This window comes from Wocania arenilitoris (assembly GCF_021728535.1).
Classification (GTDB): Bacteria; Bacteroidota; Bacteroidia; order Flavobacteriales; family Flavobacteriaceae; genus Wocania_A; species Wocania_A arenilitoris.
On sequence record NZ_JAKKDU010000019.1, the window covers coordinates 22,801 to 39,319 of the forward strand.

The 16,519-nt window shown below is 30.5% G+C and carries 17 protein-coding genes; 4 read left to right on the top strand and 13 right to left on the bottom strand.

From position 1 onward, the window contains the following. Positions 1-50: 50 nt before the first annotated feature. The 7 genes from sppA to L3X37_RS13890 are packed head-to-tail and all read right to left on the bottom strand — an operon-like array spanning position 51 to position 7,370. Positions 51-1,814 (bottom strand): signal peptide peptidase SppA, encoded by a 1,764-nt coding sequence (gene sppA, locus L3X37_RS13860; protein WP_237240767.1) that lies wholly within the window; start codon positions 1,812-1,814, stop codon positions 51-53. A 46-nt stretch (positions 1,815-1,860) separates the two neighbouring features. Further along, positions 1,861-2,937, bottom strand: a complete 1,077-nt coding sequence (locus L3X37_RS13865; protein ID WP_237240768.1) for an AMP-binding protein — start codon at positions 2,935-2,937, stop codon at positions 1,861-1,863. Continuing rightward, entirely contained in the window at positions 2,921-3,880 is a 960-nt protein-coding gene (locus tag L3X37_RS13870; RefSeq protein WP_237240769.1) for a CPBP family intramembrane glutamic endopeptidase, read from the bottom strand. Before L3X37_RS13870 ends, L3X37_RS13865 begins: the two co-directional genes overlap by 17 nt. Then, complete coding sequence (locus L3X37_RS13875; RefSeq protein ID WP_237240770.1) at positions 3,880-4,917, bottom strand: o-succinylbenzoate synthase; 1,038 nt, start codon at positions 4,915-4,917, stop codon at positions 3,880-3,882. Before L3X37_RS13875 ends, L3X37_RS13870 begins: the two co-directional genes overlap by 1 nt. Beyond that, positions 4,918-5,595, bottom strand: a complete 678-nt coding sequence (locus L3X37_RS13880; RefSeq protein ID WP_237240771.1) for a metal-dependent hydrolase — start codon at positions 5,593-5,595, stop codon at positions 4,918-4,920. A gap of 32 nt (positions 5,596-5,627) precedes the next feature. After that, positions 5,628-6,530, bottom strand: a complete 903-nt coding sequence (menA, locus tag L3X37_RS13885; RefSeq protein ID WP_237240772.1) for a 1,4-dihydroxy-2-naphthoate octaprenyltransferase — start codon at positions 6,528-6,530, stop codon at positions 5,628-5,630. Further along, complete coding sequence (locus L3X37_RS13890) at positions 6,531-7,370, bottom strand: 1,4-dihydroxy-2-naphthoyl-CoA synthase (RefSeq protein ID WP_237240773.1); 840 nt, start codon at positions 7,368-7,370, stop codon at positions 6,531-6,533. A gap of 54 nt (positions 7,371-7,424) precedes the next feature. Here L3X37_RS13890 and L3X37_RS13895 point away from each other — a divergent pair, with 54 nt between their 5' ends. Continuing rightward, entirely contained in the window at positions 7,425-8,537 is a 1,113-nt protein-coding gene (locus L3X37_RS13895) for a C1 family peptidase (RefSeq protein WP_237240774.1), read from the top strand. A gap of 327 nt (positions 8,538-8,864) precedes the next feature. Here L3X37_RS13895 and L3X37_RS13900 read toward each other — a convergent pair whose 3' ends face one another. Together L3X37_RS13900 and holA are read right to left on the bottom strand one after the other, a co-directional pair. Then, complete coding sequence (locus tag L3X37_RS13900) at positions 8,865-9,530, bottom strand: uracil-DNA glycosylase (protein WP_237240775.1); 666 nt, start codon at positions 9,528-9,530, stop codon at positions 8,865-8,867. Positions 9,531-9,541: 11 nt separating this feature from the next. Further along, positions 9,542-10,546, bottom strand: a complete 1,005-nt coding sequence (gene holA, locus L3X37_RS13905) for a DNA polymerase III subunit delta (RefSeq protein WP_237240776.1) — start codon at positions 10,544-10,546, stop codon at positions 9,542-9,544. 115 nt (positions 10,547-10,661) lie between these two features. Here holA and L3X37_RS13910 point away from each other — a divergent pair, with 115 nt between their 5' ends. The 3 genes from L3X37_RS13910 (at position 10,662) to L3X37_RS13920 (ending at position 13,031) form a co-directional block, all read left to right on the top strand. Then, positions 10,662-11,108, top strand: coding sequence for a type I restriction enzyme HsdR N-terminal domain-containing protein (locus tag L3X37_RS13910; RefSeq protein WP_237240777.1), 447 nt, complete (start codon positions 10,662-10,664; stop codon positions 11,106-11,108). Then, positions 11,105-12,094 carry a glycosyltransferase family 2 protein gene (locus tag L3X37_RS13915; protein ID WP_237240778.1) on the top strand — a complete coding sequence of 330 codons (990 nt, stop codon included), beginning with the start codon at positions 11,105-11,107 and terminating at the stop codon, positions 12,092-12,094. Before L3X37_RS13910 ends, L3X37_RS13915 begins: the two co-directional genes overlap by 4 nt. Positions 12,095-12,191: 97 nt before the next feature. Continuing rightward, positions 12,192-13,031, top strand: coding sequence for an OmpA family protein (locus L3X37_RS13920; RefSeq protein WP_237240779.1), 840 nt, complete (start codon positions 12,192-12,194; stop codon positions 13,029-13,031). A 49-nt stretch (positions 13,032-13,080) separates the two neighbouring features. On the opposite strand, the gene L3X37_RS13925 is transcribed toward L3X37_RS13920, so the two are convergent. The 4 genes from L3X37_RS13925 to L3X37_RS13940 form a co-directional block, all read right to left on the bottom strand. Next, positions 13,081-13,548 (bottom strand): hypothetical protein, encoded by a 468-nt coding sequence (locus L3X37_RS13925; protein WP_237240780.1) that lies wholly within the window; start codon positions 13,546-13,548, stop codon positions 13,081-13,083. Positions 13,549-13,637: 89 nt separating this feature from the next. Next, positions 13,638-15,032, bottom strand: a complete 1,395-nt coding sequence (locus L3X37_RS13930; RefSeq protein ID WP_237240781.1) for a DUF819 family protein — start codon at positions 15,030-15,032, stop codon at positions 13,638-13,640. A 38-nt stretch (positions 15,033-15,070) separates the two neighbouring features. Then, entirely contained in the window at positions 15,071-15,859 is a 789-nt protein-coding gene (locus tag L3X37_RS13935; RefSeq protein ID WP_237240782.1) for a hypothetical protein, read from the bottom strand. A 39-nt stretch (positions 15,860-15,898) separates the two neighbouring features. Further along, entirely contained in the window at positions 15,899-16,519 is a 621-nt protein-coding gene (locus L3X37_RS13940) for an L-threonylcarbamoyladenylate synthase (RefSeq protein ID WP_237240783.1), read from the bottom strand.

Here is a 16,519-nt window from a genome sequence, read left to right on the forward strand (position 1 = left end):
AAAAGGTTAAGCTTTCGCCTAACCTTAATTTTATCTATTGAATTGAATATTTATTTTATTTCTGTATCAAAAGGAAATAACAACTGAATACCTTTGCGTTTAGATATCGACTTAATTTCCTGCATTATTTTATAATTAGCTTCTCCTAATTCTTCTTTTAAAATATCCTCTTTAGATTTAACTAAACCAAAACCTTGCAACAACTTGTCTAAATCTTTTTCAAAAATTGGCAACTCTTTAATTTTATAATTATCAATTTCTACTGCTTCTGCTGCATGTTTTAAGGCTACATCTAAACCACCTAACTCGTCTACTAAACCATTGTTTAAAGCATCGTTACCTGTCCAAACTCTACCTTCTGAAATGGCTTTAACTTCGTCTTGTGTCATCCCTCTGCCTTCGGCAACTCTATTTGTAAATAGTTCGTAAATATCTAAAATACTTTCTTTTATAAATGCTTCTTGTGTTTCACTCATAGGTTCAAAAAGACTGTAGACTACTGAGTTTTTATTTGTAGAGACCTGCTCTGCATTAATACCCCATTTATCGGCAAGACCTTTTACATTTGGCAATACACCAAAAACACCAATACTTCCGGTAATGGTTGTTGGTTCTGCTATAATTTTATCGGCATTACAAGCAATGTAATAGCCACCAGAAGCAGCAACATCTCCCATTGAGACTATTACAGGTTTAACTTTTTTTGTTAGTTCTATTTCTCTCCAAATAAGTTCGCTAGCTAATGCGCTACCACCGGGAGAATTAACTCGTATAACTACTGCTTTAACTTTATCATCTTCCCTTGCGTCTATTAATGAGCGGCTCATTGTACCTTGACCAACAGTCTCCTCATCGCCTTCGCCATATATAATTTCACCTTCGGCATAAATAACTGCTATTTTATTAATGCTCTTTTTTGTTTTTATTTTATTGGCTGTATGTATGGCGTAATCTACTATAGATATGGTGTTAATTTTTTTTGATTCATCTAAACTTGTAGCATATCTTAAACCATTCTCATATTCATCATAATAAGCTATTTTATCTATTAATTTTGATGATTTTGCTAATGATGCCGATCTGGTTAATAAACTATCTGCTAAGGTGTTTAATCTTTCAACTGAGACTGCTCTACTTTCTGAAATTTCTTTTGTTACCTCTCCCCATATCCCATTCAAATAAACTTTTATTTGTTCGCGGTTATTTTCGCTCATTTCGTTTTCTAAAAAAGGCTCAACTGCACTTTTGTATTTTCCTAAACGAACTACTTCCATTTTAAGTCCAGATTTTTCTTGAAAATCTTTAAAATATAAACGTTCTGTAGATAAGCCATTAAACTCTAGCATACCTGCAGGGTTTATAAAAATGGTATCTGCAACAGAGCCTAAATAGTAGTCTTTTTGAGTATAAATATCGGCGTAAGCCACAATAAATTTATCTGATTTTTTAAACTCTAAAAGTGCATCTCTAATCGCTTTGGTTTGAGAATATCCTGCTTGAATAAAATTGTTTTCAATAGAAATACCTTTTATTTTATCATCAGTTGCAGCATATTTTATGGCATCAATTATATTAAAAAGTCCATTTTTATTATCTTCATTTAAAAAATCATAATTCTTAAAAACTGTTTTTCCTGCATAGTCTTTTATAGGAAAGTCTAGTTTTAAATCTAATACAGAATTGTTTTTAACAATAATTTTTTCATCGGGTGAAGAGCCTACAAATATTCCGATTATAATTAGTAATGCTAAACAAATAAATAGGAACACAAAAATTCCAGTAACTGTTGAAAGTACGCGTTTAATAAAACTCATTTTTTAAATTTTACTGTTAGTAGTTTAAACTATGGCAATGTTACAATTAATTTTGAACTTTTAATTGCTTTAAAGTTTTGTTACGATGAATTTTCCCTGAGGTTGTTTCTTTAAATGTATTGACAAAATGAATCTCCTTTGGTACTTCATATTTTTCTAAAGTACTAAATACAGGGCTGTTTAACTCCCTTTCCTGCCCTTCAATAATCAAAATCACTTTTTCTCCTAAGGTATCGTCTTTAACTCCGCAAATAAAAAATTGTTCAGGTATTGAGTCTTGTAATTTTTCTTCAATTTCCTCAGGAAAAACTTTAATCCCTCCAGTATTTATAATATTATCGAAACGACCTAACCATTCAAACTTATTATCAGAATGTATTTTAACAATATCATTAGTTATTATTTTTTCGTCTGATAAATTTGGAGCCTCAATTACCAGACAGCCTCTTTTATCTTGAGAAATACTAACATTGGGCAATGTTGTAAAATAGTTATCTGTTTGATTTTCTTTAAAATTATTTAATTTTTTAACTGCAATATGTGTTACAGTCTCAGTCATACCATAGGTTTCATATACTTGTGGTTTCTTATCTTTTATTAATGCTTTAATATGATTTGAAACTCGCCCACCTCCTACTATTACTGTTTTAATAGACTTTAAATATTTTGCAAAATTTTTAAGCTGCATAGGTGTAAATGCACAAAAATCGTAATCTTTTTCATAATCGATTCTAGGAAGTGCAGAAGGCTCTACCATATCTAACTCGAGACCAAGAACAAGTGCTCTTACAATCATCATTTTTCCTGCAACAAAATTTGACGGTAAACAGTTTAAAACTTTCTTTCCAGGTGTTAGGTTAAAAAAATCGCCAGTAGTAATTGCAGAATTAACCATAGCTTGCTTTTTTATTTTTATTTTTTTAGGACGACCCGTTGAACCCGATGTTTTTACAATTACATAATCTTTATCATCTAACCAATCTAGTAAAAAATTACCGAGTTTTTGCTGGTAAGGATAACCTTCTTTAACAAAACTGTATGCCACTTCCATAAGGTCATTAAAATTATAATGAAATCCTTCTAACTTAAATTTTCTGTGTACTTTATTATAACTCGGTATCATTTTTTCCTATCTCTTCTAAAATTTTATAATTTTCTTTTGATGGTTTTACTACGTTACCTAATAATTTATCTTTCCAGTTACTCCATTTATATTTTTTTGACAAAATGAAAAGTATTATTGGATATAAAATAAAAACAGGCATAATAATTTCTAATGCCGTATGATTAGCCTCTTGTGCTGTATATTTAAAAATAGCATCAGTTTGTAATGCAGACCAATCCGAAGTAATTAATAATGCAGCTAGCAAATTATTTCCTAAATGAAAGCCTAAGGCTAGCTCTAATCCATCATCCATAAGCGTCATAATTCCCAAAAGCAATCCGGTTCCAATGTAAAAAACCATAGTTACAAAACCTAGTTCAGCTACCTCTGGATTTGCACTGTGAGCTATTCCAAAAAAGATTGAAGTAAACAACAAAGGAAACCATTTATTTTTAACTAAATCGCCAATATGTTGCATAAAATAGCCCCTAAATAAATATTCCTCTAGCCCTATTTGAAAAGGAAAAAGCAACAAACTAATTATTAAAAGTATTACAAACTTTATTGCATTAAACTGTAGCTCTATTTGAGAAGGATCCAAATAATAAGAAATGCTGAATGTTAGCAACGTGACAAACACTATTAGCAAAAAAGAAAATAAAACACGTTTCCAATCAATCTTTTTTCTGGCAGTAGTAAGAGATAAAATACTTCTTTGATGAATGAATTTTACAAAAACAAATAATAAAATTAATAAAATTGCAAATGGTGCTAAATTAATAATTAATGATAGGTTTGCTGGGATAGATTTCATTATTTCATAAGCAGCATCCATGTCTTCTGGAGATTTAAACAAGTATGCAATAAAATTCAGAACAAAAATTCCAGATATTATGATACTTGTTAAAATAAACATCCACAGCTCTCGCTTACCTTTATAAACTTGTTGTATGTAATCCATTATAAATTAAATTTCCAATTTATACTATTATTGTATTGCAAAGTGCCATTTTTTACCTGCAGCGGGCTATCAAAATTATTAGTAAACAAAGTGCCAGTACCTAATCCTTGTGGTAAATTGTTTTGTTTTTTAAAGGTGTATTGCGCAATGGCATTAAGCCCAATATTGCTTTCTAAAGCACTGGTAATCCACCAGCCAATATTTTTGTTTTCTGCAATTTTAATCCACGCATCACTTCCTTTAAAACCACCTACCAAACTTGGTTTTAAAATAATGTATTGTGGATTTATAGTTTGTAGCAATTCTTGCTTTTTTGTTACAGAAAACACCCCAATTAATTCTTCATCTAAAGCAATAGGTAGCGGCGTAATTTCGCATAGTTTTGCCATAGCTTCAATTTGCCCTTGTTTTATTGGCTGCTCGATAGAATGTAAATCGAAATCTGATAGTATTTTTAATTTTTCAAGAGCTTCATCTTTTAAAAAAGCACCATTAGCATCAACACGTAATTCAATATCTTTTGATGAAAACTCTTGTCGAATAGATTTTATAAGATTGATTTCTGTTTGAAAATCGATAGCTCCAATTTTCATTTTTATGCAATTAAACCCCGCAGAAATTTTTTCCTTTATTTGTTGTTTCATAAAAGCTTTGGTACCCATCCAAATGAGTCCGTTTATAGAAATTGAAGCTTTGCCGTTAGTAAATTCAGAAGGAAATAATTTAAATTGATTTTCGCTTTCTAAAGATTTAAAAGCCATTTCTAACCCAAATTGAATACTAGGTAGTTCGATAAGCTTACTAACCAAATTTTGTAAACCTAAATTAATATTATTACAAACCCATTTTAAAATATCTTCGTAATCTGGTACATCATCAATACTTAAACCACGAAAAATACCACATTCTCCAATACCCTGTTTTTCGTTATCAGTTAATAAAATAAACCAAGTTTCTTTAGTATTTAACACCCCTCGCGATGTGCCGCTTGCTTGTTTAAAATTTAAAATGTATTTGTGGTAAGTAGCTTTTATCATTTATAATTCTAAACTTTCCCCTATTTCTAAAAGCATTAAATCTTTATCTTTTGCAAAAAACTTACGCTTAGCAGCCTCATGGTCAATTTCAATATAACCAAAAGTATCAAAGTGGTAGCCTAAAATTTTATCACATTTAACAAAATCGCTTGCTAAAATAGCGTCATCTATTCCCATTGTAAAATTATCTCCAATAGGCAAAATAGCTAAATCCAATTTTGTTTGAAGCGGTATTAATTTCATATCAAAAGTTAAAGCTGTATCACCGGCTATGTAAATATTTTTATGTTCGCCTTCAATTACAAAACCTCCAGGCTGGCCGCCATAACTACCATCGGGAAACGAGGATGTATGTATGGCGTTTACGTATTTTACCGTTCCAAATTCAAAATCCCATTGTCCACCATGATTCATTGGATGGCCTTCTAAACCTAAATTACCAAAATGTGTAACAATTTCGTAATTAGAAATAATAACTGCATCGGTTTGCTTTGCGATAGCTTCAACATCTAAAATATGATCTTGATGCGCGTGCGTAACTAAAATATAATCTGCTTTGAGATTATTAATATCAATATTTGAAGCTTTTGGATTTCCTGTTATAAAAGGGTCGACTAAAATATATGTGTCTTGAATTTGAATCCCTAAACTTGCGTGACCGTAAAATGTGATTTTCATAATTATTTTATTTAACAGAAAAGTACAAAAAACTACAGTAAATGCCCAATTCCCATTAAAACAGCTAAAAGGAAGGTTGATAATGCTAGTTTTTTTAACTCTGGATCAAATAATTTTGGATTGGTTACTTTATTAACTTTTACAAGATGAATTAATAATGGAATATAAGCCACAACATAAATTAAATTAAAAACATTTGTATAATACAATATACCAAATAATGCCGATAAAACTATGGCTAAAATTATAAGTGTGTTATGATACAATTTAACTTTTTCCTGACCCAATTTTACTGCTAGAGTTATTTTATTTGATTTTTTATCAGAAACAAAATCGCGCATATTGTTTAAATTTAAAACACCCATACTAAGTAAACCAATAGTACACGCTGGTAAAAAAACTACATGATCTATAGTTTTTGCAAATAAAACATAACAGCCTATAACGCTTATTAACCCAAAGAAAACAAACACAAAAACATCGCCTAAGCCTCTGTAACCATAGGCGTTACTTCCAATTGTATAACGAATTGCTGCAATTATACTAGTAATACCTAATGCAAAGAAAAGCATTGTAAGAAGAAAATGCTTAACCCCAAAAGAGATGTAAATTAGAGCAAAAATTAATGTTATTGAAATTAGAATATTAATTCTAATTGCATTAAACATCTGGTCTGGTGAAATTTTACCAGTTTGTATAGCGCGTTCGGGACCAATTCTTTGGTCGTTATCAGTACCTTTAATGCCATCGCCATAATCGTTAGCAAGGTTTGATAATATTTGTAAACTAAGTGTTGTTATAATTGCCAGAACGGCTATTTCCCAATTAAAATAACCGTTGTATTCTGCAAAACAAGAGGCTAATATAATTCCAGAAACTGATAACGGTAGCGTTCTTAAACGCATGGTTGAAATCCAAAGAATACTATTTTTCATTTACGGAATCCATTTTTTATCAAAGTTAGGCTTACGTTTTTCTAGAAAAGCATTTCTGCCTTCAATAGCTTCATCAGTCATATAAGCTAAACGGGTTGCTTCACCTGCAAATACTTGCTGTCCTACCATACCATCATCAGTCAAATTCATAGCAAATTTTAACATTTTAATTGACGTTGGAGATTTAGCCAATATTTCTTGAGCCCACTTATAAGCAGTATCTTCTAATTCATCATGCGAAATTACAGCATTTACCATCCCCATATCATAGGCTTCTTGAGCAGAATAATTACGGCCTAAAAAGAAAATTTCTCTTGCTTTTTTCTGGCCTACCATTTTTGCTAAATATGCAGATCCGTATCCACCATCAAAACTTGTAACATCAGCATCAGTTTGCTTAAAAATAGCATGCTCTTTACTGGCTAGAGTTAAATCGCAAACCACATGTAAGCTATGTCCGCCACCAACAGCCCATCCAGGAACCACCGCAATAACAGCCTTTGGCATAAACCTAATAAGTCTTTGAACTTCTAAAATATTTAAACGATGGTAGCCATCCTCTCCAACATAACCTTGATGCCCTCTGGCTTTTTGGTCGCCGCCTGAACAAAAACTCCAAATACCATCTTTGGTTGATGGCCCTTCAGCCGATAATAAAACCACGCCTATATTTACATCTTCATTTGCATCGTAAAAAGCATCATACAGCTCGCTTGTAGTTTTAGGTCTAAAAGCATTTCTCACATTTGGTCTATTAAATGCTATTCGCGCAACACCTTTATGTTTTTTATAGGTAATATCTTGATATTCTTTAGCTGTTACCCATTTTGCTTGCTCCATTTTATTTATTTTAGCCAAAAATAAATTTTATTTTATTAAAACACTTATTTCATCATGAAAAATAGCATTTCAATTATTATTTTAATTTTTATTTCAATTATAAGTTATTCTCAGTCTTATGAATTTGAAACGGTAATAGACATAGAAACTACCAATGTTATAAGTCAGGGTAAAACTGGAACATGTTGGAGTTTTTCGACATCATCATTTTTAGAAAGTGAAATTATACGAATTACAGGAAAGAAAATAGATTTATCTGAAATGTACATTGTACGAAATACATACCCAAAAAAAGCTTGGAATTATATTATGCGACAAGGGAAAGCACAATTTAGCGAAGGCGGTTTAGCCCACGATGTTATAAATAGTGTTAAAGATTTTGGCTTGGCTCCAAATACTGCTTATTCTGGTTTAGAGGCAAATAAATCAAGACATAATCATTCTGAAATGATTGCTGTTTTGAAAGGTTTGCTTGATGTTTATATTGATAATTCTGGTAGACAATTATCACCTAAGTGGAAAGAAGTAACCGAAAGTATACTAGACATTTATCTTGGAAAAAATATAACAACATTTAATTACGACGGTGTTAGTTATACTCCTAAATCTTTTTTAGAAATGACGAAAATAAACCCTAAAGATTACGTAAGTATAACATCGTTTTCTCATAAACCCTACAATACAACCTTTATATTAAATATTCCTGATAATTTTTCAAATGGATCTTTTATAAATGTTAAGCTAGATGATTTAGTTGCTATTACAAATAAAGCTTTAAAATCTGGTTATACTGTTGAATTAGATTGCGATGTAAGCGAAAAAACATTTTCATCAAAACATGGTTTAGCAGTTATTCCTAATGATGAAAACAGCAAATTAGATGCTTTAATAAAAGTATTACCAGAAAAAAGCATAACACAAGCCTTAAGACAACAAGAATTTGAAAATTATAATACTACAGATGACCATTTGATGCACATAACAGGCATGCTAAAAGACCAAAACGGAACAACCTATTATAAAGTAAAAAATTCGTGGGGGAAAAACTCTAATCGTATCGCAAATAATGGCTATATATACATGAGTGAATCCTATTTTAGACTAAAAACAATTTCGATAATGGTTCATAAAGATATTGTTCCTAAAAGCTTGTTGAATTTGAATTAAGGTAAAATGACAAAAAATTAAAGTAAAGTCTCACATTTGTAATATTTTATTTATTATATTTGTATATAATTAAATTTTAATCGATAAAATTTGTATTTAAGCGTATATTTACGTATTTTACCGACAAAACCCAAACGCCTATGTTATTAACAATTACTATTTCTATTTTTGCATTAGTGATCTTAAACTTATTATTATTAAAATTTAGTAGTAATAAAATTAATAGGTCAGTGAAAGAGAACAAAAAACCAATAATTTTCAATCCAGCATTAGATTTAGAAGAAAAATCCGAAAAGTTGGCTCCTACTGGAAGTTAATCTAAGTTTTTTACCAAACAATAGCTTTTAGACTTTTTTGTTTTAAGAGCCAGTTGGTCATACTAAAATGTTTATTGCCAAACCAATACCCTCTGTTTGCACTTAAAGGAGAAGGGTGTCCTGACTCTAAAATATGATGCTTTTTATTATTAATTAGTTTTACTTTTTGTTTTGCAAAACCTCCCCAAAGCAGAAAAATAACATCCTGTTTGTTGTCACTTATTAACTTTATTACAGCGTCTGTAAATATTTCCCATCCTTTTTTTTGATGACTTCCTGCTTGATGAGCTCTAACTGTCAAAGTCGCATTTAATAGCAAAACACCTTGATCTGCCCAACGTGTTAAGTTACCACTTTTAGGATATTTAATTGCCAAATCGTTTTCAATTTCTTTAAAAATATTAATCAATGAAGGTGGATGTGCAATACCGTCGTTAACAGAAAAGCATAATCCGTTTGCTTGTCCAAAACCATGATAAGGATCCTGCCCTATCACAACAACCTTTACGTTTTTAAAATGGCAATGATTAAACGCATTAAAAATTTGATTTCTAGGAGGAAAGCAAACATAGTTTCTGTATTCAGATTTAATAAAATCGGTTAAATTTTTAAAGTAAGGTTTACCAAATTCTGCTTGTAAAAACGGTTTCCAACTGTCATGTATGTCTACATTCATTATACTAATTGCTATGCCAAAATTTTAACTAATAATTCCTTAAGTAAATCACCCTGTGGCACAGCATTACTACCAACACCTTTACTTTTAACATCAAATTCTCTTAATACCGAAACTATAGCACTTACTTTTCTCATGGGGTAATTTCTAGCTGCTACAATATATTCGTTAACAAAATAGGGGTTTACTTTTAAAACTGAAGCCACATTACGCGGAGATTTATCTTTTAATCCATGAAAATGAAGTAGCTGAGAGAAGAAGTTAAACAATAATGAAACCGTTACAACCATAGGATTATCTTTAGGATTATTAGCAAAATAATTAACTATTCGATATGCTTTAACGGTATTCTTTTCTCCAATAGCTTTGCGCAACTCAAAATTATTAAAGTCTTTGCTAATACCTATATTTTTTTCAATATTTTCGGGAGAAATTTGAGTGCCTTCAGGTAAAATAATTTGAAGCTTTTCAAGCTCATTATTAATTTTACTCAAATCGGTTCCTAAAAACTCAACCAACATTTGAGCAGCTTTTGGAGAAATGGTATATTTTTTTGACGATAACACACGACGAATCCAATCTGCTACTTGGTTTTCGTAAAGCTGTTTGCTTTCATAAACTACACCAACCTTATTTATTGCCTTATATAAAGCTTTACGTTTATCAAGTTTTTTGTATTTATAGTTTATAACTAAAACCGTTGTAGGTTGCGGGTTATTGGCATAATCAATCAGTTTTTCAACAGTACGTGATAAATCTTGAGCTTCTTTAACAATTACAACTTGTCGTTCTGCCATCATAGGGTAACGTTTAGCATTACTAACAATATCATCAATAGTAACATCTCGACCATATAATACCATTTGATTAAATTCTTTTTCGTCCTCTAAAAGCACATGGCTTTCAATAAAATCTGAAATTTTATCAATATAATATGGCTCTTCGCCCATTAAAAAATAAATGGGTTTTAAGTTTTTGTTTTTTATATCAGTTACTAATTGTTTTACTTCGTCCACACCTTGTAAATTTTCAAATTCAAAAACTAAATTCCATAATAAAGGAATTTGGGATTTATAAATTGGGATTTTATAATTGCTAAGCTTAACTTTGAAAAAACATAAAACCTAAGTATTGCAAGAACTTAATTTTCCAAAGTTTTCGTTTCGTTTCAAAAATAGCGAAAATAAAGTTTCTATTTTTGATAGTATTCGCAAAAAATTTGTAATTCTACAACCCGAAGAATGGGTTCGTCAACACTGTATTCAATATTTAATAAATGTTAAACATTATCCGAAATTTTTAATAAATGTTGAAAAAGAATTGATTGTTAATACTTTAAAAAAACGTTATGATATTGTGGTTTTTAATTCTGATGGCACTATACATTTAATTGTCGAGTGTAAGTCGCCAACTATTACCATTAATCAAAATACTTTTGATCAAATTGCGCAGTATAATTTAGTGCTTAATGCTAATTATTTAATGGTAACAAATGGATTAAATCATTATTATTGCCAAATGGATTTTAAAAATGAGCGATATCATTTTTTAAAAGATATCCCAGAACATTCTAAATGAAAGTAGCCATTGTCATATTAAACTGGAACGGACAAAAATTGCTAAAACAGTTTTTGCCATCGGTAATGAAACACTCTAAAAAAGCCGAAATTTATATTGCTGATAATGCCTCAACAGACGGTTCTGTCAATTTTATAAAAACTACTTTTCCTTCAATAAAAATTATTCAAAACAAAGAAAATGGTGGCTATGCTAAAGGTTACAACGATGCGTTAAAAAAAATTGATGCTGATGTGTTTTGTCTATTGAACAGTGATGTAGAAGTTACTAAAAACTGGCTTACCCCTATTATAGAAACTTTTAAAATAGAAGAAAACACGGCTATTATTCAACCCAAATTATTAGATTTTAATCATAAAGACACCTTTGAATATGCAGGAGCTGGTGGTGGTTTTATAGATAAATTTGGTTACCCTTATTGTCGCGGTAGAATTTTTAATACTATTGAAAAAGATAACAGACAATACAACGATATAGCAGAAATATTTTGGGCATCGGGAGCTTGCTTATTTATTAAAAGTCAGGTTTTTAAAACATTAAACGGATTTGATGAAGCCTTTTTTGCGCATATGGAAGAAATAGATTTATGTTGGCGTGCAAAAAATTTAGGGTATAGTATAAAATATGTTGGATACTCAACAATTTACCACGTTGGTGGAGCAACTTTAAGTAACATAAACCCTAAAAAAACCTTTCTAAACTTTAGAAATAGCCTGTTTGCTTTAACAAAAAACGCAAAAGGAAGCATTATTTTTTTAATATTAATTCGATTAATTTTAGATGGTATAGCTGGTATTAAGTTTTTATTGGAATTAAAATTTAAACACGCTTTTGCCATTATTAAAGCACACATAAGTTTTTATTCATATCTAAGCTATTTATTAAAGCAACGAGAAAAATTAACTCAATCCATAAAACACTACCATAAAACATCCATATTGTTTGAATATTTCGTAAATAGAAAAAATAATTATAAAAGTTTATAAATAGTTAGCAAAAGTTTTGTTAACAATGCCACAATAATAGGTTTTTTATATACTTTTGCATAATCAACAAAAACAGGAAATTTAATCCATTTTAATTATGAAAAAAGTTTTATTACTTAGCTTATCTACCGTTTTTCTATTAAGTTCATGTGTGTCAAAAAAACAATTCACAGACTTACAAGCAAAACAAAAAGAAACTCAAGATTTACTTAACTCAGCAACTGTAAAGCTAAACACTTGTTTAGAAGATAAAGCCTCAGTTACTGCTAGAGCAACAGCTTTAGAAGAGCGTATTGCAGATTTAAAAGACACAAATGACAATCTACAAATCCTATCGGCTAAAGGGGCTAGCAATGTTGAAAAAACGCTTGAAAGCTTAAAAGAAAAAGATCTTAAAATTACACGTTTACAAGATGCTATTACAAAAAAAGACAGTGTAACATTAGCATTGGTAACAAGTTTAAAGCGTGAGGTTGGAATAAATGATCCAGATATTGAAGTAAATGTTGAAAAAGGTGTTGTATTTATTTCTATTGCCGATAAGTTATTATTTAAAAGCGGTAGTTATAACGTAACTAACAAGGCTAAAGATGTTTTAGCTAAAGTTGCTAAAGTAATCAATAGCAAACCAGATTTTGAAGCTATGATTGAAGGTCATACTGATAACGTATCTTACAGAAAAGAACCTTTATTAGATAACTGGGATTTAAGTGTTAAGCGTTCTACATCAATAATTAGAGTATTACAAGAACTTGGTGTAAATCCAGGACAACTAATTGCTGCGGGTCGTAGCTCATATGTCCCATTGGTAGATAATGATACTGCTGAAAACAGAGCAAGAAACAGACGTACTCGTGTGGTTATTTTACCTAAAATCGATCAGTTTTACGACATGATTGAAAAAGAAATGAAAAACTTAGAAGCTGGTGGACAATAATTAGCTTTCAATTATAATTTTAAAAGCTCAACTGAAAAGTTGGGCTTTTTTAATTTAACACTTCCCACTCTTTTTGAATTTTATTTAATTTAATTAAAAAAGGAATTAATAATGCTAATTCTAATCTAATTGTAATACTAAATCCTTCTTTTAGAAAAGGTAAAACTAACATTGAGATTATAGATAGAACAATCCCAACTATTGCATCTATTTTTCCGATTTTAATAGCAAAATCTTTTTCAAACCAAAGAGCAAAAGCAGTAATCCCTTTTAAAATTCCAATCGAAATAACAAGTAATCCAATCAAAGAAAAAGGCTCATTTGATTCAAATCCATAAAATGATAATGAAGGTTTTATATTTGTGAAGCCAAGAATTAAACAAATAAAAGCCATAATTCCAAAAAACATAAAAATCCAGCAGAATATTTTAATCCACCAAGGAAGTAGTTTTCTTCTTCTTTTCTTGATTCTTTCAAACTCTTCAAATGAGTTTTCGGTTAAATTAGTTTCTTCCATATTTATTTCCTATCATTTAATATATAATTGAATCAAAGCTTGATTGCTATTAATTAATGTTATTATTCTTTTACAAAATCATAATAACTCTAACTCACCCACTTCATCATTAAAGCACAAGCAAAAGCAGCATAAGTACCTAAAGCGTAACCTAAAACCGCCAGCAACACACCAACAGGCGCTAAAGATGGGTGAAAAGCACCAGCAACCACAGGCGCAGATGCAGCACCACCAATATTAGCTTTAGAACCTACTGCTAAAAAGAAATATGGCGCTTTAATAATTTTTGCAACGATAAATAGTAACCCAACATGAATAATCATCCAAACAAAACCAATGGCAAATAAACTTATGTTTTCTACAATGGCGTTCAAATTCATTTTCATTCCAATTGCAGCAACTAATATGTAAATAAAAACAGTTCCTATTTTACTAGCTCCTGCTCCTTCGTAACTTTTAATTTTTGTAAAGGACATAATAACACCAATGGTTGTTGCCATAATAATGAGCCAGAAAAACGAGCTTCCTAATCCAAAATCAACTAAAACAGGAGCATTTTCTTTTATCCAAACACTTAAATTATCGCCTACAATATGCCCTATTGCAGTCACACCAAAGCCAATACCTAATAGTATCATAAAATCGTTAAAAGATGGTACTCTAGCTGTTTCTAAACTAAACTTTTCCATCTTATTTTTTAATGTGGTAATAGATGAATTATCTGCTTTAAAATACTTGTCAATCTTATCAGACTTAGCAACACCAAGTAATAAAAATATCATCCACACTTCGGCAACTAAAACGTCAACCACAGCCATAATACTAAATAAACTATCGCTAACTTCCCACTGCTCTTTCATAGCTAATTGGTTGGCGCCACCACCAATCCAACTTCCAGCAACGGTAGATAATCCTTTCCAAAGCTCTGTACCTTCAACAGCTACTAAAATTTCTGGTGCTACAAATTTAAAAAAGATAATAGCTATCGGGCCACCAATCATCACCCCAACAGTTGCTGTTAAAAACATAATTAATGCTTTTGAACCGAGTTTAAAAACACCTTTTAAATCGATACTCAACGTTAATAGTACTAAGGATGCTGGCAGTAAAAAACGCGAAGACACATAATACAATTTACTGCCTCCAATAAATTGTGAATATTCTGATGGATTTATGTTGTTTGATTTGGCGTAACTCTTTAAGGCCTCTAAAGTAGCTACACCATCTAAATTTCCATAAACCGATTGTAAATGTTTAATAGTTGCCGAAACATCAATCCATTTATCGGCAATCAATCCAATAGAGCTTAATATAGATGGAATAAAATAGCACAATAATAATGCTGGAACAATACTATAAAATTTTTGAAAACGTGGTAAACTAGATGTATAAAATATTAATGCTAGTGTTACAGCTAAAACGCCAAAAATAATGGTATCGTTAGCAAATAAAGGAATATCGTTACTAATTTCTGCTAAATTCATAAAATATAGCTATATTAAAAGGTGCTAAAAAAAATCATTTATTTTACATTTAATATACCATCTCTTTTGGTATCAATTGTTCCTCCCCCATAACAACAAACACCCATACGAGGAGAATTAACAATGTGCATGGAAGCATAATCGTTAAAATCTTCACATGTTTTAGAATGCTTAGTAGCACAAGTGGTGCAAAAAAGTGAAGCTTGCTCATAACATGCACTACATAATACTACCGAGGGTTTATTACTGCACATTTCGCAAGGTATGTTTAAAAATTCATTCCTAGATAAAAGCATTATATTTTTATCTGCTTTATTTGTGTATTCATTTAAAACGGTAATTAAAAGTGATGTTGTGCTTCCAAAATCATAATCATATTCTAATTTTAAACCTTTACACAATGTATTTTTTGCTTTTCTGGACATAGGCACCTCTCCTTTAATATGTTCCATTATTTGTTCATATTCTTTTATTTTTCCCTTTTCTAGTAATTCTTCAGCTTCAAAATAGTCGAACATCCCAAAATCTTGTTTTTTGTTTTTTGGATTTGTAAAAGAGCTTAAATGCCCACAACACTCTAACCATATATCTCTTAAAAAGGTATCTAAATTTTTCATTTTAGCTTCTCCATCAATCCAAAGTGACAAAAAATATGGTGTACTGCCCCAATACGGATTGGTTTCTACTTTAATATGAAATGATTTACCTGGTGCATTTTTAATAACTTTCTTTGCCAAATGCGTTTGCAAATGCCTATTAATACCCGATTTTTTAAATTTTTTTTCACAAAAAACACATTCTCCTTCTGACTTAATTTTTTCTGTCATTCTTTAAATTTTAATATCTTGTTTATCTATTGAATTCTTTTAAAAAATCTCCAAACTCCCTTTTCCTTCTCTAATGATAATAGGCTCATTTTCAGATAAATCTATAACCGTAGAAGGCTCATTATCACCGTAACCACCATCAATCACTAAATCCACTAAATTACTCCATTTTTCTAAAATCAATTCGGGATCTGTAGTATATTCAATAATGTCGTCTTCATCGTGTATAGATGTTGATATAATGGGGTTTCCTAATTGCTCAACAATTTCTAAAGCAATCTTATTATCGGGTACACGTATACCAACGGTTTTACGTTTTTTAAAAGGATTTGGTAATGATTTTCCACTAGGAAGAACAAACGTATAAGGACCAGGAAGCGCACGTTTTAAAATTTTAAATGTTGACGTGTCTATCTGTTTTACATAATCGCTTAAGTTACTTAAATCGTGGCACACAAACGAAAAGTTTGCCTTTTCAAGTTTTATTTGCTTAATTTTTGCAACGCGCTCTAAGGCTTTTAGGTTTGTAATATCACAGCCTAAGCCATAAACAGTATCGGTTGGATAAATAATGAGTCCACCACGTTTTAAAATAGCAATTACCTTTTCAATCGCTTTTGGATTGGGATTTTCTTCATATATCCTTAAAAACTCCGCCAT

Bases quoted from the DNA above. Each gene is read 5' to 3' on its own strand.
- sppA (WP_237240767.1), bottom strand. From the start codon at position 1,814: ATGAGTTTTATTAAACGCGTACTTTCAACAGTTACTGGAATTTTTGTG.
- L3X37_RS13865 (WP_237240768.1), bottom strand. From the start codon at position 2,937: ATGATACCGAGTTATAATAAAGTACACAGAAAATTTAAGTTAGAAGGA.
- L3X37_RS13870 (WP_237240769.1), bottom strand. From the start codon at position 3,880: ATGGATTACATACAACAAGTTTATAAAGGTAAGCGAGAGCTGTGGATG.
- L3X37_RS13875 (WP_237240770.1), bottom strand. From the start codon at position 4,917: ATGATAAAAGCTACTTACCACAAATACATTTTAAATTTTAAACAAGCA.
- L3X37_RS13880 (WP_237240771.1), bottom strand. From the start codon at position 5,595: ATGAAAATCACATTTTACGGTCACGCAAGTTTAGGGATTCAAATTCAA.
- menA (WP_237240772.1), bottom strand. From the start codon at position 6,530: ATGAAAAATAGTATTCTTTGGATTTCAACCATGCGTTTAAGAACGCTA.
- L3X37_RS13890 (WP_237240773.1), bottom strand. From the start codon at position 7,370: ATGGAGCAAGCAAAATGGGTAACAGCTAAAGAATATCAAGATATTACC.
- L3X37_RS13895 (WP_237240774.1), top strand. From the start codon at position 7,425: ATGAAAAATAGCATTTCAATTATTATTTTAATTTTTATTTCAATTATA.
- L3X37_RS13900 (WP_237240775.1), bottom strand. From the start codon at position 9,530: ATGAATGTAGACATACATGACAGTTGGAAACCGTTTTTACAAGCAGAA.
- L3X37_RS13915 (WP_237240778.1), top strand. From the start codon at position 11,105: ATGAAAGTAGCCATTGTCATATTAAACTGGAACGGACAAAAATTGCTA.
- L3X37_RS13920 (WP_237240779.1), top strand. From the start codon at position 12,192: ATGAAAAAAGTTTTATTACTTAGCTTATCTACCGTTTTTCTATTAAGT.
- L3X37_RS13925 (WP_237240780.1), bottom strand. From the start codon at position 13,548: ATGGAAGAAACTAATTTAACCGAAAACTCATTTGAAGAGTTTGAAAGA.
- L3X37_RS13930 (WP_237240781.1), bottom strand. From the start codon at position 15,032: ATGAATTTAGCAGAAATTAGTAACGATATTCCTTTATTTGCTAACGAT.
- L3X37_RS13935 (WP_237240782.1), bottom strand. From the start codon at position 15,859: ATGACAGAAAAAATTAAGTCAGAAGGAGAATGTGTTTTTTGTGAAAAA.
- L3X37_RS13940 (WP_237240783.1), bottom strand. From the start codon at position 16,519: ATGGCGGAGTTTTTAAGGATATATGAAGAAAATCCCAATCCAAAAGCG.